Genomic DNA, 25,273 nt, shown 5'->3' on the forward strand with positions numbered 1-25,273 from the left:
CCGATCGAGTGGCCGACCAGCACGTCCGGCCGCAGGCCCCACGACTCGTACAGCCGGAACAGGGCGACTTCCAGGGCAAACAGGGTCGCCTGGGTGTACTGCGTCCGGTCGATGTCCCCGTCGAGATCCAGTTCGGCGGCGATCGCGTCGAACGCGGCCGCGAACACCGGGTAGGTCTCGTACAGCTCGCGGCCCATGCCGAGCCGCTGGCTGCCCTGGCCGGTGAACAGGAACGCCGTCCCGCCCGTCCCGGCTTCGACGGCCTCGGCCGTGGCCAGGCCGGTCAGCAGCTCGTCGGGGCCGGTGCCGGTGATCACGGCGCGGTGCTCGAACCGCGTGCGGACGTGCAGCGAGGCCGCGACGTCCGCCGGCTCGAAACCGGCCGCCAGGTGCTCACGCAGCCGCGCGGCCTGCTCGGCCAGGGCGGCCGGCGACTTCGCCGACAGCACCAGCGGGACCACCGCCGGCGCCGGGACCTGCGGCTTCGGCGCGGGTTCCGGGGCCTGCTCGATGATCGCGTGGGCGTTGGTGCCGCTGAACCCGAAGGACGACACCGCCGCGCGGCGCGCCCGGCCGGTCTCCGGCCAGGCCCGCGCCTCGGTCAGCAGCTCGACCGCCCCGGACGTCCAGTCGACGTGCGGCGACGGCTCGTCGGCGCGCAGCGTCTTGGGCAGTTCACCGCTGCGCAGTGCCATGACCATCTTGATCACGCCGCCGACCCCCGCGGCCGCCTGGCTGTGCCCGATGTTGGACTTCAGCGAGCCGAGCCACAACGGGTCGCCGGTGCGCTCGGCGCCGTAGGTCGCGAGCAGCGCCTGCGCCTCGATCGGGTCGCCGAGTGACGTCCCGGTGCCGTGCGCCTCGACGACGTCCACATCGGACGGTGCGAGACCGGCGTTGGCCAGCGCCTGCCGGATCACCCGCTGCTGCGAGGGACCGTTCGGCGCGGTCAGGCCGTTGGAGGCCCCGTCCTGGTTGATCGCGCTGCCGCGCACGACCGCCAGTACCGGGTGGCCGTTGCGCTGCGCGTCCGACAAGCGCTCCAGCAGGATCATGCCCGCGCCCTCGGACCAGCCCGTGCCGTCGGCGTCCGCGGAGAACGCCTTGCACCGGCCGTCGGCGGCGAGACCGCGCTGGCGCGAGAACTCGATGAACGCGTTCGGCGTCGCCATGACCGTCACACCTCCGGCGAGCGCCATGGTGCATTCGCCGTTGCGCAGCGCCTGAAGCGCCCAGTGCAGCGCGACCAAAGAGGACGAACAGGCGGTGTCCACCGTGACCGCCGGGCCTTCCAGCCCGAAGGTGTAGGCGACCCGGCCGGAGGCGATGCTGCCCGCATTGCCTGTGCCGAGGTGGCCTTCGTAGTCCTCGTCCGCGCCGTCGAGCAGCGCGGAGTAGTCGTGGTACATCACGCCGGCGAAGACGCCGGTCCTGCTGCCGCGCAACGCTTCCGGCGCGATGCCGGCCCGTTCGAAGGCCTCCCACGACGTCTCCAGCAGCAGCCGGTGCTGCGGGTCCATCGTGACCGCCTCGCGCGGCGAGATCCCGAAGAACACCGGGTCGAAGCCGCCCGCGTCGTGCAGGAACCCGCCTTCCCGCGAGTAGCTGGTGCCGGGGTGGTCGGCGTCCGGGTGGTACAGCGCGTCGAGGTCCCAGCCGCGGTTGTCCGGGAACGTCGTGATGGCGTCCCCGCCGGCCGCGACGAGGTTCCACAGCTGTTCGGGGGTCGTGACACCGCCGGGGTACCGGCAGCTCATCGCGACGATGGCGATCGGGTCGTCGGAGCCGGTGGCCGCGACGACCTCCGCCGCGTCTTCGCCACCGAACAGTTCGGTGTGGACGTGCCCGGCGAGCGCGTCCGGGGTCGGGTAGTCGAACACCAGCGTCGCGGGCAGCCGCAGCCCGGTGGCCGCGTGCAGGCGGTTGCGCAGCTCGATCGCGGTCAGCGAGTCGAAACCGGCGTCGCGGAACGCCTTGGCCGGGTCGACCTCGGCACCCAAGTCGTAGCCGAGCACACCCGCGACCTCGCCGCGGACCAGCGTCACCAGCCGGTCGAGCTGCTCACCGGCGGCCAGCCCGGACAGGGTGTCCGCGAACGCCCCGGCCGCGCCGGTCGTCGCCGCGACCCGCCGCGCCGGAGCGCGGACCAGGCCGCGCAGCAGCGGCGGGACCTCGCCGGTGGCGGCGCGGATGGCCGCCGGGTCGAGGTGCACCGGCAGCAGGACCGCGCGGTCCGTCGCCAATGCCGCGTCGAACAGCGCCAAGCCGTCCTCAGTGGACAGTGGTGCGGTGCCCGCCCGGACCAGCCGGGCGAGGTCGGCCTCGCTGAGGCTGCCCGCCATGCCGCCGTCCCACAGACCCCAGGCCAGGGACGTCGCGGGCAGCCCAGCTTCGCGACGCTGCTCGGCGAGCGCGTCGAGGTAGGCGTTGGCCGCGGCGTAGTTCGCCTGCCCCGCGCCGCCGAACGTGCCGGCGACCGAGGAGAACAGGACGAACGCGTCGAGGTCGGTGGTCAGGTCGTGCAGGTTCTGCGCCGCGTCCGCCTTCGCGGCCAGCACGGCCGCGAGGCGTTCGGGGGTGAGGGATTCGACCAGGCCGTCGTCGAGGACACCGGCGCTGTGCACGACCGCCGTCACCCGGTGTCCCGACAGCAGCGCCGCGAGGGCGTCACGATCGGCGACGTCGCAGGCCGCGAGCGTCACCGTGGCGCCGAGGTTCTCCAGCCGTTGGACGAGTTCGGTCGCGCCGGGCGCGTCCACGCCGCGACGGCTGGTGAGCAGCAGGTCCCGGACGTCGTGCCGGGTGACCAGGTGCTCGGCGAACAGCGCGCCAAGCGCTCCGGTGCCGCCGGTGACCAGGACCGTGCCGGCTCCGAAGTGGACGTCCGTTTCGGACAGTGCGGCCCGCGCGAGGCGGGGCACCGTGAGCACGCTGTCACGCACCGCGATCTGCGGTTCGCCGGTGGCCACCGCGGCGTACAGCTCCGCGGGACCGGCCGTCGCGTCCAGGTCGACCAGGACGAACCGGCCCGGGTGCTCGGCCTGCGCCGAGCGGACCAGGCCGTGGGCCGCCGCGGCGGCCGGGCCGGCGTCGCGGGTCACGACGACGACCGTCGTCTCGGTCGGCAGCCACGTCTGGACCACGGCGAGCGCGGACGCGGCGTCGGTGACCGGCTCGATGACCAAGCCGTCGACCTCCGGCCAGCCCTCCGGGACAGCCGTCTCCGGTGTCGGGACAGCCGTCCAGTCGAGCTGGAACAGCGAGCTCCGTGCCACCCCGCCGGCGAGCTGAACGGCGGAAACCGGGCGCAGCACCAGGGAGTCGGCCGAGAACACCGGCGCCCCGGCCGGGTCGGCGACGCGCACCGACACCGCCTCGGCGCCAGTCGCGGCCAGGTGGACGCGCAGGGCGCGGGCACCGGAGGCGTGCAGCGAGACGCCGGACCAGACGAACGGCAGGCGCGCGCCGCCCTCGGCCGGGAGCGCGCCGAGGCCGATGCCGTGCAGGGCCGCGTCGAGCAGCGCCGGGTGCAGGCCGAACCCGGACAGTTCGACGTCTTCCGGCAGGCTGACCTCGGCGAACACCTCGCTGCCGCGGCGCCAGGCCGCGGTCAGGCCCTGGAAAAGCGGGCCGTAGGACAGGCCGGCCGACAGCAGGCCGTCGTACAGCTCGGTGACGTCGACGGCTTCGGCACCGGCGGGCGGCCATTCGGCCGGGGTCGCCGGGACCGGGGCACCGGTCGCGGCGAGCACACCACCGGCGTGCCGGACCCACGGTTCGCCGTCCGGTCGCGAGTGGACGGACAGGGTCCGGCGCCCGGACGTGTCGGCCGCGCCGACGGTGATCTGGACGGCGACGCCGCCCTGGGCCGGGATGACCAGCGGCGCTTCGAGCGTCAGCTCTTCGAGTCGGTCGCAGCCGACCTCGTCACCCGCGCGGATCGCGAGCTCGACGAAGGCCGTCCCCGGCAGCACGGTCACACCGTGCACCGCGTGCTCGGCCAGCCACGGGTGCGTCTGCGCGGACAGCCGCCCGGTGAAGACCAGGCCATCCCCTTCGGCCAGCTCGACCGACGCGCCCAGCAGCGGGTGGTCGGCCTTGCCGAGCCCGAGGCCGGAGGCGTCCGCGGCGGACGCCGCGCTGTGCAGCCAGTAGCGGCGACGGCGGAAGGCGTAGGTCGGGAGGTCGATCGTGCGCGCTCCCGAGCCGGCCCACAGGCGAGTCCAGTCGACGTCGGCGCCGCGGACGTCGGCCTCGGCCAACGCCGTGAGCAGGGTGTCCGGCTCGGTCCGGCCCTTGCGCAGGGCCGGGACGAACGTCGCGTCCGGAGTGATTTCCTGGCCGAGCGCGGACAGCACGCCGTCCGGGCCAAGTTCGACGAACGTCTTGACCCCACGGCTTTCCAGCGTGCGCACCGCGTCGAGGAACCGGACGGCGCCGCGGACCTGGTCCACCCAGTAGCCCGGCGACGTGGGATTTCCATCCACAGTGGACACAATCGGGATGCGCGGTTCGGCGAAGGTCAGCGTCTCCGCGACCGCGCGGAACTCCTCGAGCATCGGGTCCATCAGCGGCGAGTGGAACGCGTGGCTGACCGTGAGCCGCTTGGTCTTGCGGTCCGCGAACTGCGCCGCGACCGCCAGCACGGCATCTTCGTCGCCGGAGACCACAGTGGACATCGGGCCGTTGAGCGCGGCGATGCTCACCGCGTCCGACAGGTGTGGCGTGATCTCGTCCTCGGTCGCCTGGATCGCGACCATCGCACCGCCGGTCGGCAGCGCCTGCATGAGACGTCCTCGGGCCGACACCAGCTTGACCGCCTCGGCCAGGGAGAAGACGCCGGCGACGTGCGCCGCAGCCAGCTCGCCGATCGAGTGCCCGGCCACGAAGTCCGGCCGCACACCGAAGTGCTCGAAGAGCCGGAACAGTGCCACTTCCAGGGCAAACAGCGCGGCCTGGGTGTGCTGGGTCTGGTTTAGTTCGTCGGTGTCGAGGGCCACATCGAAGTCGAACGCGGCGCGGATCTCGTCGAACGCCGCGGCGAACACCGGGTAGGTCTCGTACAGCTCACGGCCCATGCCGAGCCGCTGGCTGCCCTGACCGGTGAAGAGGAACGCGAGCGAACCCGGCGACACCGCACCCGTCACGACACCGCCGGCTTCCCCGGCGGCCAGCGCGGCCAGGCCGCGCAGCAGCTCGTCACGGTCCACACCGGACACCACCGCGCGCAGCGGCATCCGGCTGCGCGTGGTCACCAGCGAGTGGGCGACGTCGAGTGCGTCCTGCTCGGTGGCGACGGCGTGCAGGCGCGACGCCTGCTCGCGCAGGGCGTCCGCGTCGCGTGCCGACAGCACGAACGGCGTGGCGATCGCGGGCGTCTCCCCCGCGACCGGCTCGGCGAAGTCCGGGGCCTGCTCGATGATCGTGTGCGCGTTGGTCCCGCTGATGCCGAAGGACGACACCGCGGCGCGCCGCGGCCGTCCGGTCTCCGGCCACGGGGTCCGCTCGGTGAGCAGCTCGACCGCGCCCGCTTCCCAGTCGACGTGCCGCGAGGGCTCGTCGACGTGCAGGGTGGCCGGCAGTTCGCCGTGCCGCATGGCCATGACCATCTTGATGATCCCGGCGACACCCGCGGCGGCCTGGCTGTGGCCGATGTTGGACTTGATCGAGCCGAGGTACAGCGGGTCGCCGGTGCGCTCGGCGCCGTAGGTGGCCAGCAGCGCCTGGGCTTCGATCGGGTCGCCGAGCGTGGTGCCGGTGCCGTGCGCCTCGACGGCGTCGACGTCCGATGTGGACAGTCCGGCGGAGGCGAGGGCCTGCCGGATCACGCGTTGCTGCGACGGGCCGTTGGGGGCGGTCAGGCCGTTGGACGCGCCGTCCTGGTTGATCGCGCTGCCGCGGACCACCGCGAGGACCTGGTGGCCGTTGCGGCGGGCGTCGGAAAGCCGTTCCAGCAGCAGGAGGCCGGCCCCCTCGGACCAGCCGGTGCCGTCCGCCGCCTCGGCGAACGACTTGCACCGGCCGTCGGCGGCGAGGCCGCGCTGACGGGAGAAGTCGACGAACGTCGTCGGCGTGGACATCACCGTGACACCGCCGGCCAGCGCCAGTTCGCACTCGCCGTTGCGCAGGGCCTGCGCCGCGAGGTGCAGCGCCACCAGCGAAGACGAGCACGCAGTGTCGACCGTGACGGCCGGACCTTCGAGCCCGAAGGTGTAGGCCAGCCGTCCGGAAAGGACACTGCCCGCGTTGCCGGTGCCGAGGTAACCCTCGACCTCCTCCGGGATCTCCGGCAGGCGCGCGGCGTAGTCGTGGTACATCAGGCCGGCGAACACACCGGTCCGGCTGCCCCGCAACGCTTCCGGCGCGATACCGGCGCGTTCGAAGACCTCCCAGGACGTCTCCAGCAGCAGCCGCTGCTGCGGGTCCATGGCGAGGGCCTCACGCGGGGAGATGCCGAAGAACTCGGCGTCGAACTCGTCCGCCTCGTGCAGGAACCCGCCCTCGCGGGCGTAGCTCGTGCCGCTGTGGCCGGGCTCGGGGTGGAACAGTTTCTCCAGGTCCCAGCCGCGGTTGACCGGGAACGGCGAGATCGCGTCGGCGCCGGTCGACACCAGCCGCCAGAGGTCCTCCGGCCCGCGGATGCCGCCGGGGTACCGGCAGCTCATCGCCACGATGGCGATCGGCTCGTCGACGTCCACCGCCCGCACCGGCGCCACCGCGACCGGCTCGGCCGCGCCGAGCAGTTCGGTGCGCAGGTACGCGGCGAGCGTCGTCGCGTTCGGGTAGTCGAACACCAGGGTCGCGGGCAGCCGCAGGCCGGTGGCGGTGTTGAGGCGGTTGCGCAGGTCGACCGAGGTCAGCGAGTCGAAACCGAGCTCCTTGAACGCCTTCCCGGCGTCCACGGCGTCGGCCGAGTCGTAGCCGAGCGCGGCCGCGACGGTCTGGCGGACCACACCGAGCAGGGTGCGCTCGCGTTCCGCTTCGTCCATCGTGGACAGCCGGTCGGCCAGCGCCGAGCCGCCCGCGACGGTTTCGGCCGTCACCACCCGGCGGGTGGTGGTCCGGACGAGACCGCGCAGCACGGCGGGCACCGTGGTGCCCGGGTCGCGCAGGGCGGCGGCGTCCATCCGCATCGGGACGAGTGCGGCCTCGCCGGACGCGAGCGCGGCGTCGAACAGCGCGACGCCCTCGTCCGCGGTCAGCGCGGCGACGCCGGCGCGGTTCATCCGCCGCCGGTCCGCCTCGCCGAGGCCGCCGGCCATGCTGCCGCCGTCGGCCCACAAACCCCAGCCCAGCGACGTCGCCGGCTGCCCGGCGGCACGACGGCGCGCGGCGAGGGAGTCGAGGAACACGTTGGCGGCCGCGTAGTTCGCTTGGCCGGCGGCGCCGAACACGCCGGAGGCCGAGGAGAACAGCACGAACGCCGTGAGGTCGGTGGTGAGTTCGTGCAGGTTGAGGGCCGCGTCGACCTTCGGCCGCAGCACGGTGTCGATCCGCTCGGGGGTGAGCGTGCCGACGACGCCGTCATCCAGCACACCGGCGGTGTGCACGACGGCGGTCAGCGGGTGCTCGGCCGGGATCGCCGCGAGGACCGCGGCGAGGGCGTCGCGGTCGGCGGCGTCACAGGCCGCGAACCGGACTTCGGCGCCCAGCTCGGCGAGTTCCGCGGCGAGGGCGTCCGCACCTTCGGCGGCGCCACCGCGGCGGCTGAGCAGCAGCAGGTGCCGCGCGCCGTGACGCGTGACCAGGTGGCGGGTGAACAGCGAGCCGAGCGCACCGGTACCGCCGGTGACCAGCACCGTGCCGTTGACGTCCACAATGGACTCTTCGGTGACCGGGAGCGCGGCGCGGGCCAGGCGCGGGACGTACGTCTCCCCCGCGCGCAGGGCGAGCTGCGGTTCGCCGGTCGCCAGGGCGGCGGCAACGGCCTGCTCGTCATCGTCATCGGTGTCCAGCAGGACGAGGCGGTCCGGGTTCTCGGACTGCGCCGACCGGGCCAGGCCCCACACGGTGGCGGCGGCCAGGCCGGGGACGTCGTCCTCCGGCTGGACGGCGACCGCGCCGCGGGTGACGAGCACGAGCTTCGCGTCGTCGGAGCCGTCGATCCACTCCTGGACCAGGGCCAACGCCCGGTGTGCCGCTTCGTGGGCTCCGGCTGCCGAGTCCTCGGCGTCCACGGTGGCCAGCACGAACTCGGGCCGGGTGTCGCCGAGCCGGCCGAGGTGGCCGATCTCGGCCGTCCCGGACGGCTGGACCGGCGTCCACTCCAGACGGAACATCGACTCGGTCCGGGCGGTGTCGAGCGCGTCGGCCGAGACCGGGCGCAGCACCAGGGAGTCGACCGTCGCGACCGGCTGCCCGGCGGCGTCGAACAGTTCGAGCGAGACGCCGCTGCCGGACGGGGACAGCTTGGCCCGCAGCGCGGACGCGCCCGAGGCGTGCAGCGTGACGCCGGTCCAGGCGAACGGGATGCCCGTGCCTTCACCGGTGAGCCGGCCGCTCAGGCCGATCGCGTGCAGGACCGAGTCGAACAGGCCCGGGTGCAGTCCGAAGGCTTCATCCACTTCGGACTCAAGCGAGACTTCGGCGTAGACGTCGTCACCGAGCTGCCACGCGGAACGCAGGCCGCGGAACGCCGGGCCGTAGCCGAAACCGGCTCCGGCGAGGTCGTCGTAGAGCCGCGACGTCTCCAGTGCAGTGGCTCCGGCGGGCGGCCATTCGGCCAGTTCGGCGGGCGGCGCGGTGCCGGTGGTGCCGAGCAGACCGGTGGCGTGGGTCGTCCACGGATGACCGAACGTGGTGCCCTCCGGTCGCGAGTGGACGGTCACCTCGCGGCGGCCGTCCGCGTCCGGTTCGCCCACGGTGACCTGCAGCTGCACCCCGCCGTCGGCGGGCAGCACGAGCGGCGCCTGCAGGGTGAGTTCTTCGAGGTGGTCGCAGCCGACCTGGTCGCCGGCGCGGACGGCCAGCTCGACCAGCCCGGTGCCGGGCACGAGCACGGTGCCGTGCACGGCGTGGTCGGCCAGCCACGGGTGGGTCAACGTCGACAGCCTGCTGGTGAACAGCACGCCATCACCGCCGGCCAGCGAGACGGCCGCGCCGAGCATCGGGTGCCCGGCCGCGTCGAGGCCCAGCCCGGCGGCGGCACCTCGGCTCGACGCGGTCGGCGTCGGCCAGAAGCGGGTCCGCTGGAAGGCGTACGTGGGCAGGGAAATCCGGCGCGCGCCGGTGGTCAGCGCGGCCCAGTCGACGTCCGCGCCGTGGGTGTGGACGGTGGCGAGCGCGGTGAGCAGGGTCCGGCGTTCCGGCCGGTCGCCGCGCAGGACGGCGGTGAACACGGCGGGTTCGTCCAGGCAGTCCTGGCCGAGCGCGGACAGCACGCCGTCCGGGCCCAGCTCCACGAACCTGGTCACACCCTGGGCGGCCAGCGTCCGCATGCCGTCGACGAACCGGACGGCCTCGCGCACGTGGCGCACCCAGTAGTCCGCGTCGAACTCGCTGATCAGCCGCCCGGTGACGTTCGAAACGATTGGTATAACCGTCTTACCGTAAGACAGAGACTCGGCTATACCGCGGAACTCGTCGAGCATCGGGTCCATCAGCGGTGAGTGGAATGCGTGGCTGACCGTGAGCCGCTTGGTCTTGCGGTCCGCGAAGTGCTCCGCCACGGCCAGCACTTCAGCCTCGTCGCCGGAGATTACGATCGAGATCGGGCCGTTCAGCGCGGCGATGGTCACACGGTCAGACAGATATACCGAAACCTCGGCCTCGGGCGCCTGGATCGCCACCATCGCGCCACCGGACGGCAGCGCCTGCATCAACCGGCCACGGGCGGCGACCAGCGTGACGGCGTCAGTCAGCGTCAGCACGCCCGAGACGTGCGCGGCCGCCAGTTCGCCGATCGAGTGGCCGACCAGGAAGTCCGGCCGGACGCCCAGGCTCTCCACCAGCCGGAACAGCGCCACCTCGATCGCGAACAGCGCGGCTTGGGTGTAGGCGGTCTGGTCGAGCAGGCCGGAGTCCTCGAACACGACCGTCCGGAGTGGACGGTCCAGGTGGGTGTCGAACTCCGCGCACACCGCGTCCAGCGCGTCCGCGAACACCGGGAACGCCGCGTACAGCTCGCGGCCCATCCCGGCGCGCTGGCTGCCCTGGCCGGTGAACAGCAGCGCGGTGGCGCCGTCGGCGACGACGTCGGTCACCAGCTGCGCGGCGGGTTCGCCGCGGCCCAGCGCGCCGAGGGCGGCGAGCAGCTCGGCCCGGTCCCCGGTCAGCACCGCCCGGTGCTCCTGCCGGGCGCGGGACGTGGCGAGCGAGAAGGCGACGTCGTCGACCTCCCAATCCGTGCCGTCGAGCCGCGTCTGAAGACGGATCGCCTGGTCACGCAGGGCGTCGGCGTCGCGGGCGGAAAGCACCCACGGTGCCGATTCCCCAGCGGGCACGCGCTCCGTCTCCACGACCTCGGGCGCCTGCTCGAGAACGACGTGGGCGTTGGTGCCGCTCATGCCGAACGACGACACCGCGGCGCGGCGCGGGCGGTCCACCGCCGGCCACTCGCGTGCCTCGGTCAGCAGCTCGACCGCACCCGCGGCCCAGTCCACCTTGGACGACGGCTCGTCGACGTGCAGCGTTTTCGGCAGCAGACCGTGCTGCATCGCCTGGACCATCTTGATGATCCCGCCGACACCGGCCGCCGCCTGCGTGTGACCGATGTTGGACTTGAGCGAACCCAGCAGCAGCGGGTCACCCGCCCGGTCCTGCCCGTAGGTCGCCAGCAACGCCTGCGCCTCGATCGGGTCACCCAGTGTCGTGCCGGTGCCGTGGCCCTCGACCGCGTCGACGTCCGAAGTGGACAGACCGGCACTCGTCAGCGCCTGCCGGATCACGCGTTGCTGCGCGGGTCCGTTGGGCGCGGTCAGGCCGTTGGAGGCGCCGTCCTGGTTGATCGCGCTGCCGCGCACGATCGCCAGGACCGGGTGGCCGTTGCGCTGCGCGTCGGACAGCCGCTCCAGCAGGAGCATGCCGACGCCTTCACCCCAGCCGGTACCGTCGGCGGCCTCGGCGAACGGCTTGCACCGGCCGTCTTCGGCCAGGCCGCGCTGGCGGCTGAACTCGATGAACGCGTTCGGTGTCGACATAACGACAACGCCGCCCGCCAGGGCCAGCGAGCACTCGCCCGCCCGCAGGGCCTGCGCCGCGAGGTGCAAGGCGACCAGCGAAGACGAGCACGCCGTGTCGACCGTGACCGCCGGGCCTTCGAGCCCGAAGGTGTAGGAGAGCCGGCCGGAGACGACCGCGGCCGCGTTGCCGGTGGCCAGGTGCCCTTCGAGGCCGGGCTGTCCGGTCAGCAGGGTGCCGTAGTCCTGCAGGTTCGTCCCGGCGAAGACGCCGGTCCGGCTGCCGCGCACGGCGTGCGGGTCGATCCCGGCGCGCTCGAACGCCTCCCAGGTCGTCTCGAGCAGCAGCCGCTGCTGCGGGTCCATGGCGAGGGCCTCGCGCGGGCTGATCCCGAAGAATCCCGCGTCGAAACCGTCGACCCCGTCGAGGAACCCGCCGGTGCGGGCGTAGCTGGTGCCGGTGTTGTCCGGGTCCGGGTCGAACAGCGCGCCCAGGTCCCAGCCGCGGTCGGCCGGGAAGTCGCCGATCGCGTCGACACCGTCGGCGACGAGGCGCCACAGCTCCTCCGGCGACCGGACACCACCGGGATACCGGCAGCTCATGGCCACGATCGCGATCGGGTCGTCGGCCACCACGGACACGACGTCCGCGCCGGCGGTTTTCTGGCCACCGGTGAGTTCGGTGCGCAGGTGACCGGCGAGGACAGTGGCGTTCGGATAGTCGAAGACCAGCGTCGCGGGCAGGCGGATGCCGGTCGCCGCGGTGAGCCGGTTGCGCAGCTCGACGGCGGTCAGCGAGTCGAACCCGAGCTCCTTGAACGCGCGGCCGGGCACGACCGCGTCGGTGCCGGTGTGGCCGAGCACCGCGGCGGCCTCGGTCCGGACCAGGTCGACGAGCAGCCGGTCCTGCTCGGCCTCCCCCAGCCCGGCCAGGCGGCCGGCCAGCTCGGAGACGTCGGCGGACGTCGTGTCCACAGTGGATTCCGCCGGCACCCGGCGCACCTCGGGCACGCCGTCGAGCAGCGGCCGTGGCCGGGCGGCGGTGAACGCGGGAGCGAACTTGGCCCAGTCGACGTCGGCGACCACCACGGCGGTCTCGTCCGCGCCGACCGCGCGGCCGAGTGCGGAGATCGCCGAGGCCGGTGCCAGCGGCTCGAGACCGCGGCGGCGCAGCTGGTCGATCGCGTCGCCGCGGGCGGCCATACCACCCCCGGCCCATGGACCCCAGGCCACAGCGGTGGCGGCGAGCCCGCGGGCCCGCCGGGCCTGGGCGAGGGCGTCGAGGTAGGCGTTCGCCGCCGCGTAGGCGGCCTGCCCACCCGAGCCCCAGATGCCCGAGATCGACGAGAAGAGCACAAAGGCGTCCAGTTCGGACGCGCCGAGCACGGCGTCCAGGTGGGCGGCGCCGGTCACCTTCGCGGACAGCACGTCGGCGAACCCGGCGACGTCCACAGTGTCCAGTGGCGTCGCCCATTCGACGCCGGCCGCGTGCACAACGGCGTCGGCCGGGTACTCGGCGACGAGCGCCGCCAGGGCGTCACGATCGGTGACGTCCAGCGCGGTGATGACGACGTCCACACCGGACTCGGCGAGTTCGTCACGCAGTTCTTCGGCGCCCGGCGCGGCGAGTCCGGCGCGGCTGGTCAGCACCAGCCGCTCCGCACCACCCACGGCCGCCCAGCGGGCGACCTCCGCACCCAGCGCGCCGGTGCCCCCGGTGATCAGCACGGTGCCGCGCGGGGTCCACGACGTGCTTCCGGCCGGCAGCGGCGCGGGCACGAGCCGGCGCACGTAGACGCCGGAGCCGCGGACGGCGACCTGGTCTTCGGTGCCGGCCAGCGCGCCGGCGACCCGGGCGAGCACCCGGTCGTCCAGCTCCGCGGGCAGGTCGAGCAGGCCACCCCAGCGGTGCGGCAGCTCCAGGCCGGCGACCTGGCCGATGCCCCAGACGAGCGCCTGGGACACCGAGCCGAGGACGTCGGCGCGGCCGGTCGAGACCGCGCCGCGCGTCACCATCCACAAGGGAGCGTCGATCCCGGCCTCGCCGAGCGCACGGACCAGCGTGAGGTTCGCGGCGGCGCCGAGCGTGACGCCCGGGTGTTCGGGGTGCGGCCGGTCATCGATTCCGAGCAGCGAAACCACACCGTCGAACGCGGTGTCCGACGGGATCTCGCCGCCGGTGACGACGACGTCGGCTCCGGCGCGGGTGAGCGCACCGCACAGCGGGTGCTCGGCGTCGCCGACGACCAGCCAGGTGCCACGTAGCACGGGGGCCGCGAGGTCGGTCACCGGCTGCCAGGTGACGCGGTAGCGCCAGCCGTCCACAACGGACTCGACGCGTTGCTGCCGGTGCCAGGCGGAGAGGGCGGGCAGCACGGCGCTGAGCGGCTGGTCGCCGTCCAGGGCCAGGGTGCCGGTGACGGCGGCGAAGTCGGCGTTCTCGACCGCGGCCCAGAACTCGGCCTCGGCCGGGCTCGCCGACCCCGTCGCGATGACGGCGTCCGGCTGCTCCGGCCAGTAACGCCGCCGCTGGAAGGCATACGTCGGCAGTTCGACACGCCGGGACGGGACCCCCGCGAACACGGACGTCCAGTCGACGTCGGCACCGTGCACGTGGGCCTCGGTCAGCGCGGCCAGCACCGACGCGGTCTCGGCGCGGCCACCACGCAGCGTGGCGGTGAAGTCGCCGGGCACGCAGTCCTGGCCCGCCGCGGTGAGCACGCCCTCGGGGCCGAGTTCGACAAACGTCGTCACGCCGCGGCTTTCCAACGTGCGCATCGCGTCGAGGAACCGGACCGTGCCGCGGACCTGGTCCACCCAGTAGCCCGGGTCGGTCAGGCCGGTCGCCAGCTCACCGGACACAGTGGACACGATCGGGATGCGTGGTGCGTGGAAGGTCAGGGTTTCGGCCACCGCGCGGAAGTCGTCGAGCATGGCGTCCATGCGCGGCGAGTGGAACGCGTGGCTCACCGTGAGCCGCTTGGTCTTGCGGCCTTCGAACCGCGCCACGAGGGCCAGGACGGCGTCTTCGTCGCCGGAAACGACCGTCGACTCGGGGCCGTTCAGGGCCGCGATGCTGACCGCCTCCGACAGGAACGGCGTGATCTCCTCCTCGGTCGCCCGGATCGCGACCATCGCACCACCGGTCGGCAGCGCCTGCATGAGACGTCCGCGAGCCGAGACCAGCTTCACCGCGTCCGCCAGCGAGAACACCCCCGCGACGTGCGCGGCGGCCAGCTCGCCGATCGAGTGCCCGGCCAGGAAGCCCGGCCGCACGCCCCAGGACTCGAAGAGCCGGAACAGCGCCACTTCCAGCGCGAACAGGTTCGCTTGGGCGTACTGCGTCTGGTCGAGGTCGCCACCGTCGAGGTCGAAGTCGAACGCGGCGCGGATCTCGTCGAACGCGGCCGCGAACACCGGATAGGTCTCGTACAGCTCACGGCCCATGCCGAGGCGCTGGCTGCCTTGACCGGTGAACAGGAACGCGAGGCCACCGCCGGTCGCGGTGCCGTGAGCGCCCTCGCCCCGGGCGACGGCGGCGAGTCCGGCCAGCAGTTCGTCGCGACTCGCCGCGACGAACGCGGCGCGGTGCTCCAGCGCGGAGCGGGTGACGGCGAGCGCGGCGGCGGCTTCGGCCGGCTCGAAGTCGTCGAGGTGGGCGGCCAAGCGGCGAGCCTGGGCGCGAAGTCCGTCTTCGTCCGCGCCGGAGACGACCACCGGCACCAGTGCGGGTAGCGAGTCCGCCGCCGGTTCCGGTGTGGTTTCGGGGGCCTGCTCGATGATCGTGTGCGCGTTGGTGCCGCTGAACCCGAACGACGAGACACCGGCCCGGCGCGGGCGGCCGGTCTCCGGCCAGGCCGTGGCCTCGGTGAGCAGCCGGACGGTGCCGGCCGACCAGTCGACGTGCGGGGTCGGCTCGTCGACGTGCAGGGTCGCGGGCAGGACGCCGTGGCGCATCGCCTCGACCATCTTGATGATCCCGCCGACACCGGCGGCGGCCTGGGTGTGCCCGATGTTCGACTTGACCGAGCCGAGCCAGAGCGGCGTCTCCCGGTCGGTGCCGTAGGTCGCGATCAGGGCTTGCGCCTCGATCGGATCGCCTAGGGTCGTGCCGGTGCCGTGCGCTTCGACGGCGTCGACGTCCGAAGTGGACAGACCCGCGTTGGCCAAAGCCTGGCGGATGACGCGCTGTTGCGCGGGGCCGCTGGGGGCGGTGATGCCGTTGGACGCGCCGTCCTGGTTGATCGCGCTGCCGCGCACGACGGCCAGCACTTGGTGACCGTTGCGCTGGGCGTCGGAAAGCCGTTCCAGCAGCAGCATGCCGGCGCCTTCACCCCAGCCCGTGCCGTCGGCCGCGGCGGCGAACGCCTTGACGCGGCCGTCCTCGGCGAGGCCGCGCTGGCGTGAGAACTCGACGAACGTGGTGGGTGTCGCCATCACGGCGACACCACCGGCAAGCGCCAGGGAGCACTCGCCCGAACGCAGCGACTGCGCGGCGAGGTGCAGGGCCACCAGCGAAGACGAACACGCGGTGTCGACGGTGACCGCCGGGCCCGTGAAGCCGAAGGTGTAGGACAGCCGGCCGGACACCACGCTGCCCGCGTTGCCGGTGGCCAGGTAACCCTCGACGTCCTCGCCGGAGCTCTGCAGCAGCGTGGCGTAGTCCTGGCTGTTGGTCCCGGCGAACACACCGATTTCCTGGCCGCGCACCGACTTCGGGTCGATGCCGGCGCGTTCGAAGGCCTCCCACGACGTCTCGAGCAGCAGCCGCTGCTGCGGGTCCATGCCCAGCGCCTCGCGCGGCGAGATGCCGAAGAACCCGGCGTCGAAGTCGGCGACGTCGTAGAGGAACGCGCCGTGCCGCGCGGCGGAGGCACCCAGGCCGTCGCCGAACAGCGCGTCGAAGTCCCAGCCGCGGTCACCGGGCAGCTCGGAGACGGCGTCGCGGCCGTCGACGATCATCCGCCAGAGGTCTTCGGGCGAGTGGATGCCGCCGGGGTACCGGCAGCTCATCGCGACGATGGCGATCGGGTCGTCGTCCTCGGCCGCGTGCGCCCGGACGACCGCGCCGGCGGTCTCGCCGGCCAGCTCCGCGCACAGGTGCTCGGCGAGCGCGGCGGGCGTCGGGTGGTCGTAGACGAGGGTCGAGGGCAGGGTCAGGCCGGTCGCCGCGGTGAGGCGGTTGCGCAGCTCGACCGCGGTGAGCGAGTCGAAACCCAGCTCGGTGAACGCCTTGTTCTCCGGTACGTCGGCGATCCCGGCGTGGCCGAGAACAGCCGCGACACCGCCGCGGACGAAGTCGACGACCAGCAGCCGGCGCTCGGTTTCGGGCAGTCCGGCGATCCGCTCGGTGAGCGATTCCGGTTGCGCTTCGTCCACTGTGGACTTGAGCGCGCGGACCTCCGGGAGGTCCCCGATGAGCGGGCTTGGCCGCGCGGCCGTGAAGCCGGGCGCGAACTTGGCCCAGTCGACGTCGACGACGCAAACCGTCGCCGCGTCCGACGCGACCGCGCGGTCCAAAGCGGACAGCGCCAGCTCCGGGTCCATCTGCGGGACACCGCCGCGGCGCAGGCGTTCACTGACGCCGTCGTCGGTGGCCATGCCGCTGCCCGCCCAGGCACCCCAGGCGATGGACGTCGCGGGCAGGCCGTCGGCGCGGCGGCGTTCGGCGAGGGCGTCGAGCCCGGCGTTGGCCGCGGCGTAGTTGCCCTGGCCGGCCGCGCCGAACACCCCGGCGGTCGAGGAGAACAGCACGAACGCGGTGACGGGCAGGTCGCGGGTGAGCGCGTCCAGGTGCCCGGCGGCGGTGACCTTGGCCCGCGCGACCGTGGCGAACCGGTCGGCGTCGAGCGAGTCGACCACACCGTCGTCGAGCACGCCGGCGGTGTGGACCACGGTGGTCAGCGGGTGCTCGGCCGGGATGGCGGCGACGACCTCGGCGAGGGCGTCGCGGTCGGCCACGTCGCAGGCGGCGACGGTGACGGAGACCCCGAGCGCGATGAGTGCGTCGCGCAGCTCGGCCGCGCCGGGGGCGTCGAGGCCGCGACGACTGGTCAGCACCAGGTGGTCAACACCGCGTCCGGCCAGGTGGCGGGCCACGCGGGCGCCGAGCGCGCCGGTGCCGCCGGTGATCAGCGCGGTGCCCGTGGGCTGCCAGTCGGCGGCCGGGGCACCGGTCGAGCGGACGATCCGGTGGCCGAAGACGCCGTGGTCGCGGACCGCGACCTGGTCTTCGTCGTGGCCGCCGGCCAGCACCGCGGCCAGCCGGGTGCCGGTCCGGTCGTCGAGCCGTTCCGGCAGGTCGAGCAGGCCGGCCCAGCGCTGCGGCTGCTCCAGGGCGGCGACCCGGCCGAGGCCCCAGACCTGGGCCCGGCCGGCGTCGCGCAGGATTTCCCCGCAGGTGACGGCCCCGGACGTGACGGTCCAGAGCCGCAGGTCGGAGCCCGCCTCGGCGAGCGCTTGCAGAGCGACGACCGTGTCCGGCAGACCGGCGTCACCCAGGGCCAGCAGGGAAAGCACACCGGCGGCCGGGGTTTCGGCGAGCGCGACACGGACCTGCGTGGCCAGGGTGTCGCGGTCGGTCACCACGATCCGGCGCACGGTCGCGCCGTTCGCGGTCAGCGCGGAAGCGACGTCGTCGACCAGGTCGTGCGCGGTCTCGGGGGTCAGCAGCAGCCAGCCGCCGGTGAGGCGGCCGTCGAGGTTCAGCGGGGCCCAGTCCGTGCCGTACCGCCAGTTGTCCACTGTGGACGCGGCGAGGCGGCGACGGCGCCAGCCCGCCAGCGACGGGACGAGGTCGGTCAGGGCGTCGGCGGGGAGGTCGAGCGTGTCGGAGACGGTGTCGAGGTCGCCGGACTCGATCGCGGCCCAGAACGCGGCCTCGATCGGATCGACGACCGCGTCGGCCACGCGCTCACGCGGCCAGAAACGCCGGTGCTGGAACGGATAGGTGGGCAGCTCGACGCGGGTGCCGGCGCCGCCGAGCACGGCGTCCCAGCTGACCGGCACCCCGCGGACGTACGCCTGGGCCAGCGCCGTGACGGCGGCCTGCGGCTCGGGGCGTCCCCGGCGGGTGGCCGCGGCGAAGGTGCCGCCGGACACGCAGTCCTGGGCCATCGCCGACAGCACGCCGTCCGGGCCCAGCTCGACGTAGGTCGTGACCCCGGCGGCTTCGAGGGTCCGCATCCCGTCGAGGAAGCGCACCGCGTCGCGGACGTGCCGGACCCAGTACTCGGCGTCGAACTCGGTCACCAGTTCGCCGGTGACGTTCGAGACAATCGGTATAACCGTCTGACCGTAAGACAGAGACTCCGCTATACCGCGGAACTCCTCGAGCATCGCGTCCATCAACGGCGAGTGGAACGCGTGGCTCACCGTGAGCCGCTTGGTCTTGCGGTCGGCGAACTGCGCGGCCACGGCCACGACGGCGTCTTCGTCACCGGAGATCACCGTCGACATCGGGCCGTTCAGCGCGGCGATGGTCACACGGTCAGACAGATATACCGAGACCTCGGCTTCGGTCGCCTGGATCGCCACCATCGCGCCACCGGTCGGCAGCGCCTGCATCAACCGGCCGCGCGCCGCGACCAGCTTGATGGCGTCAGTCAGCGTCAGCACGCCCGAGACGTGCGCGGCCGTCAGCTCGCCGATCGAGTGGCCGACCAGGTAGTCGGGCGTCACGCCCCAGTGCTCGAAGAGCCGGAACAGCGCGACTTCCAGCGCGAACAGGGCGGCCTGGGTGTAGCTCGTCTGGTCCAGCAGGGCTGCGTCGGGCGAACCGGCGTCGGCGAACATGACCATCCGCAGCGGCCGGTCCAGGTGCGCCTCGAACCCGGCGCAGACCTCGTCCAGGGCGTCGGCGAACACGCCGAACGCGTCGTACAGCTCACGCCCCATCCCGGCGCGCTGGCTGCCCTGTCCGCTGAACAGGAACGCCGACGCGCCGGCCGTGGCCGTGCCCGACACCCCGGCCCCGGCGGCCAGCGCGGCCAAGCCGTCCAGGAGTTCGTCCCGGTCCGCACCGGCGACGACCCCGCGGTGCTCGAACCGAGCCCGCGTGGTCAGCGACGCGGCGACGTCCGCCGACGCGACGTCGGGGTGTTCGGCCAGGTGCGCGTGCAGGCGCCCGGCCAGTGCGTACAGCGCGTCCTCGGTCTTGGCCGAGAGCGTGAGCGGCACGATCGACGGCGCCGCGACGTCCTCTGCGACCTCCGGTTCTTCGGCCTGCTCGAGGATGACGTGCGCGTTTGTCCCGCTGATACCGAACGACGAGACACCCGCGCGGCGCGGCCGTCCGGTCTCCGGCCACGGCGTGGCCTCGGTGAGCAGCGCGACCGTGCCGTCACTCCAGTCGATGTGCGGCGATGGCTCGTCGGCGTGCAGGGTCTGCGGGAGCAGGCCGTGGCGCATGGCCAGGACCATCTTGATCACGCCGGCGACACCCGCGGCGGCCTGCGTGTGCCCGACGTTGGACTTGATCGAACCGAGCCACAGCGGGTCACCCGCGCGGTCGGCGCCATACGTCGCGATCAGGGCCTGGGCCTCGATCGGGTCACCCAGCGAGGTTCCCGTGCCGTGCGCCTCGACGGCGTCGACGTCCGAAGTGGACAGTCCAGCAGAAGTCAGCGCCTGGCGGATGACCCGCTGCTGCGAAGGGCCGTTGGGGGCGGTGAGGCCGTTGGACGCGCCGTCCTGGTTGACCGCGCTGCCGCGGACCACGGCGAGCACCGGGTGGCCGTGGCGGCGGGCGTCCGACAGGCGCTCCAGCACGAGCATGCCGACACCCTCGCCGGAACCGAACCCGTCGGCGGCCGCGCCGAACGCCTTGCACCGGCCGTCGGCGGCCAGGCCGCGCTGCCGGCTGAACTCGACCAGCATCTCCGGCGTCGACATCACGACCACACCGCCGGTGAGCGCCATCTCGCACTCGCCGTTGCGCAGGGCCTGAGCGGCGAGGTGCAGGGCGACCAAAGAGGACGAACAGGCCGTGTCCACAGTGACCGCCGGGCCTTCGAGTCCCAGGGTGTAGGAGATCCGGCCCGACGCGACACTCGCGGTGTTGCCGGTGCCGAAGTAGCCCTCGACGTCCTCATCGGACGCGTGCAGCCGGGTGCCGTAGTCGTGGTAGGTCAGGCCGACGAACACACCCGACCGGCTGCCCCGCAGCGTCGCGGGGTCGATGCCGGCGCGCTCGACCGCCTCCCAGGACGTCTCCAGGAGCAGCCGCTGCTGCGGGTCCATCGCCATCGCCTCGCGCGGGCTGATCCCGAAGAAGGCGGGGTCGAAGTCGGCGGCGCCGTCGAGGAAACCGCCCTCACGGACGTAGCTGGTGCCGGCCGCGTCGGGGTCGGCGTTGTACAGGGCGGCCAGGTCCCAGCCGCGGTCGGCCGGGAACGGCCCGATGGCGTCACCGCCGCCGGCGACCAGGTTCCACAGGTCGTCGGGGTTCCGGACGCCGCCGGGGAACCGGCAGCTCATCGCCACGATGGCGATCGGCTCGTCGGTCGTGGCGGCCACGGCCACCGCGGTCGTCGGCGCGGGGGCGGCACCGGCCAGCTCGCCGCGGATGTGGCGGGCCAGCACGTCGGCCGTCGGGTAGTCGAACACCAGCGTCGCGGGCAGCTTCAGCCCGGTGGCCGCGGTCATCCGGTTGCGGAAGTCGACCGCGGTCAGCGAGTCGAACCCGAGGTCGCGGAAGGCCAGCCCGGCGTCGATCGTGTCGGCGGACGCGTGCCCGAGCACCCCGGCCGCCTGGCCGAGCACAACCTCGAGCACGGCCGCGTGCTGGTCCTTTTCGGACAGTCCGGCGATCCGCGCGGCCAGCCCGGTCGGAGCCTCGGCCGCGGCGGCCGGCTTGGCGGCCAGGATCGCGGCCGCTTCCGGGATTTCGCTGATCAGCGGCCGGGCGCGGCCGGCGCTGAACGCGGGCACGAACTTGTCCCAGTCGATGTTCGCGATCGCCAGGAACGTGTCGTCGTGGTCGAGCGCCTGCTGGACGGCGCCGATCGCGACGTCCGGCGCCATGTCGGCGCTGCCGCGGCGGCGCAGGACCTCTTCGACGACGCCTTCGGCCATGCCGCCACCGGACCAGTGCCCCCAGGCGAGCGACGTCGCGGGCAGGCCGAGCGCCCGCCGCTGTTCGGCGAGCGCGTCGAGGAAAGCGTTGCCCGGCGCGTAGTTGCCCTGTCCGGCCAGGCCGAACGTGCCGGCGAACGAGGAGAACAGGACGAACGCGGACAGGTCGAGCTCGCGGGTCAGCTCGTCGAGGTTGACCGCGGCGGTGACCTTGACCCGCAGGGTGCGCTCGTACTGCTCGACGGTCAGCTCGTCCAGGATGTTGTCGTCGAGCACCGCCGCGGTGTGCACCACCGCGGTGAGGTCGGGAACGGACGCGATCAGGGCGGCCAGCGCGTCGCGGTCGGCGACGTCGCAGGCCGCGGTGGTGACGCGGGCGCCGAGCGCGACGAGTTCGGTCTCCAGCTCGGGTGCGCCCGGGGCGTCGAGGCCCCGGCGGCTGGTCAGCAGGATGTGCTCGGCACCGGCCCCGGCGAGCCAGCGGGCGACGTGCCCGCCGAGCGCCCCGGTCCCGCCGGTGACCAGCACCGTCCCTTCGGGACGCCACTGGCGCGCGGCCGGCGGCCGAGCGTGACTCGGGTCGCGGACGAGCCGCCGCGCGAACGCCCCGGCGGCGCGCAGCGCGACCTGGTCCTCGCCGTCGTTCGCGGCGAGCACCCCGGCGAGGCCGCGCAGGTCGGTGGCCCCGGCCAGGTCGGCGAGGCCGCCCCAGCGCTGAGGGTGCTCCTGGGCGACCACACGGCCGAGGCCCCACAGCAGGGCTTGGTGCGGGTGGGTCAGGGCGTCCGCCGGGTCGACCGAGACCGCGCCGTTCGTGGTGATCCACAGTGGAGCGTCGATCCCGGCATCGCCGAGGGCCTGGACGAGGGTCAGCGTGCCGGCCACGAACGCGGGCACGGCGGGGAACCCGGGGTGCGGCCGGTCGTCGGCCGCGAGGAAGGAGACGACACCGGACGGCACGGCGTCCGGGCAGGCGTCACGCAGAAGCTCGGTCAACGTGGCGCGGTCGATCGTGGCGGCGTCGACGACGACTGGCACGACCGTGGCGCCGTCGAGCGCGGGGGTCTCGCCGGCCTCCGGGACGACGGCGATCCAGATCCCCTTCGGAGTCGTTCTCTTCTCCGGTAACGGTTTCCAGGTGACGCGGTAGCGCCACGAGTCCAGCTCGGACCGTTCCTGCTCCTGGCGCCGCCAGGACGACAGCGCGGGCAGGAGTGCCCCGACAGCACCGTCGTCCACAGCGAGGGTCCGTGCGAGCGCGTCGACGTCACCGGCGTCCACCGCGGACCAGAACCGGGCCTCCGGTTCGGAGACGGTGACCGGCGCGACGGCATCCGGGTCCTCCTCCAGCCAGAACCGCTCACGCTGGAACGGGTAGGTGGGCAGGTCGTGTTCCGGCGCGGGCCGCACGCCGAACGTATGTGCCCAGTCGGGCGTCGCGCCGTGCACGTGGGCCTGCGTCAGCGCGCCGAGGAACTGGTCGGCGCCGCCTTCGTTGCGGCGCAGCGTGCCGACGGCCGTCGCGTCCGCGCCCAGGTCGTCCACGGTGTCCTGGACGCCGACGGTGAGCACCGGGTGCGGGCTGCACTCGACGAACACCGAGTGTCCACGCGCGATGAGTTCGCGGGTGACCGGCTCGAAGCGGACGGTGTTGCGGAGGTTCTCGTACCAGTACCGGGCGTCCAGGCCGGTGGTGTCGATCGGCTCGCCGGTCACCGTCGAGTAGAACGGCACGTCGGCCTGCCGCGGCCGGATCGGCGCGAGCAGGTCGAGAAGTTTGGTCTCCAGAGACTCGACGTGCGCGGAGTGCGACGCGTAGTCGACGGGGATCTTCTTGGCCCGGATGTCCCGCTCGGCGCAGTGGGCGACCAGTTCGTCGACCGCGTCGGCGTCGCCGGAGACGACGGTGGAGCGCGGGCCGTTGACCGCGGCCACCGACAGGCGCCCATCCCAGGTCGCGACCAGTTCGACAACGGCGTCGTGCCCGAGCGGCACCGACACCATCCCGCCCCGGCCGGCCAGCGCGAGGATTGCCTTGCTGCGCAACGCGACGACCAGCGCACCGTCCTCAAGAGACAGCCCACCGGAGACGACCGCGGCCGCGATCTCACCCTGCGAGTGCCCGACCACAGCGGACGGCTCGACGCCGTGCGCACGCCACAAAGCGGCCAGCGAGACCATCACCGCCCAGAGCACCGGCTGGACGACGTCCACCCGGTCGAACCCCGGTGCACCTTCGACACCGCGCAGGACGTCGAGCAGCGACCAGTCCACATGGGACGCCAGCGCCGCTGCACATTCCTCGATCCGTGCGGCGAACACCGGCGACGCGTCGATCAGCTCGACGGCCATGCCGGCCCACTGCGAGCCCTGGCCAGGGAAGACGAAGACGGACTTGACGTCACCTCGCGCGGTCCCGGTGCCCAGTTCGCCGCGGACGGCCGCGTCGAGGGCGGTAAGCGCTTCCTGGTGGTCGGCCGCCAGGAAGGCGGAGCGGTGTTCCAGAGCTGCCCGCGAGACGGCGAGCGCCCGGCCCACCGACGTCAGGTCGGCGTCCGGGTGGCGGGTCAGGTAGGTGCGCAGCTGCGCGGCCTGCTCGGCCAGCGCGGCGGGCGTGCGGCCGGACAGCACCAGCGGCACGGCCCCGCCGACCAGGCCTGGCTCGGCCAAGACCGGCTCGGTCTCCGGCGCCTGCTCCAGGATGATGTGCGCGTTCGTGCCGCTGACGCCGAACGCGGAGACCGCGCCGCGCCGGGCGCGCCCGGTCTCCGGCCACGGCGTCCGCCCGGTGAGCAGGGACACCGCGCCCGAGTTCCAGTCCACATGGGACGAGGGCTGGTCGACGTGCAGCGTCTGCGGGAGCACGCCGTGTTCGAGGGCCTTGACCATCTTGATCACGCCGGCCACGCCGGCGGCGGCCTGGGTGTGCCCGATGTTCGACTTCACCGAGCCGAGCCACAGCGGGTCGCCCGGCCGGTCCTGGCCGTAGGTGGCCAGCAGGGCCTGGGCCTCGATCGGGTCGCCGAGCACCGTGCCGGTGCCGTGCGCCTCGACGGTGTCCACATCGGACGGGCGCAGCTTCGCGTTGCCCAGCGCCTGGCGGATCACGCGCTGCTGCGACGGGCCGTTGGGCGCGGTCAGGCCGTTGGACGCGCCGTCCTGGTTGATCGCGCTGCCGCGGATCACCGCGAGGACGGGGTGGCCGAGCCGCTGGGCGTCCGAAAGCCGCTCGACGAGCAGCATGCCGACACCCTCGCCCCAGCCGGTACCGTCGGCGCCCTCGGCGAACGCCTTGCACCGGCCGTCCGGGGAAAGCCCGCGCTGGCGGGAGAATTCGACGAACGCCCGCGGCGTCGACATCACCGTCACACCACCGGCCAGGGCCAGCGAGCACTCGCCGGTGCGCAGCGCCTGGACCGCGAGGTGCAGCGCCACCAGCGACGCCGAGCACGCGGTGTCGATCGTCATGGCCGGGCCCTCGAGCCCGAAGCTGTAGGCAAGGCGGCCGGAAACGACCGCAGCCGAGTTGCCGGTGGCCAGGTACCCCTCGATCTCGTCGGCGACGCTGTCGACGACGCCCGCGTAGTCCTGGCCGTTGGTGCCCACGAAGACCCCGGCCCGGCTGCCGCGCACGCTGTCCGGATCCACCCCGGCGCGCTCGAACGCCTCCCACGAAAGCTCGAGCAGCAGCCGTTGCTGCGGGTCCATCGCCACGGCTTCCCGCGGCGACACCCCGAAGAACCCGGCGTCGAAGCGGTCCGCGCCGGAGATGAACCCGCCCTCACGGACGTAGCAGGTGCCCGCGTGGTCGGGGTCCGGGTGGTACAGCCCGGGCAGGTCCCAGCCGCGGTCGGCCGGGAACCCGCCGATCGCGTCGCCGCCGGAGTCCAGCAGCTCCCACAGGTCCTCGGGGCTGCGGACCCCGCCGGGGAACCGGCAGCTCATCCCGACGATCGCGATCGGTTCCCTGGCCTTCTCGTCGGCCAGCCGCAAGCGGTCCTGCGCCTCCTGCAGGTCACGGGTGACCCGCTTGAGGTATTCGCGCAGCTTCTGCTCGTTCGCCATGTTCAGTCCTGTCGCAG

General features: G+C 73.5%; 1 protein-coding gene. It reads right to left on the bottom strand.

The features are described from left to right. The coding region (locus ACGFMK_RS12150; protein WP_392761098.1) for a type I polyketide synthase at nt 1–25,256 on the bottom strand (25,256 nt) is incomplete at its 3' end. Nucleotides 25,257–25,273 lie beyond the last annotated feature (17 nt).

The organism is Amycolatopsis sp. NPDC049252, assembly GCF_043197175.1.
GTDB lineage: Bacteria > Actinomycetota > Actinomycetes > Mycobacteriales > Pseudonocardiaceae > Amycolatopsis.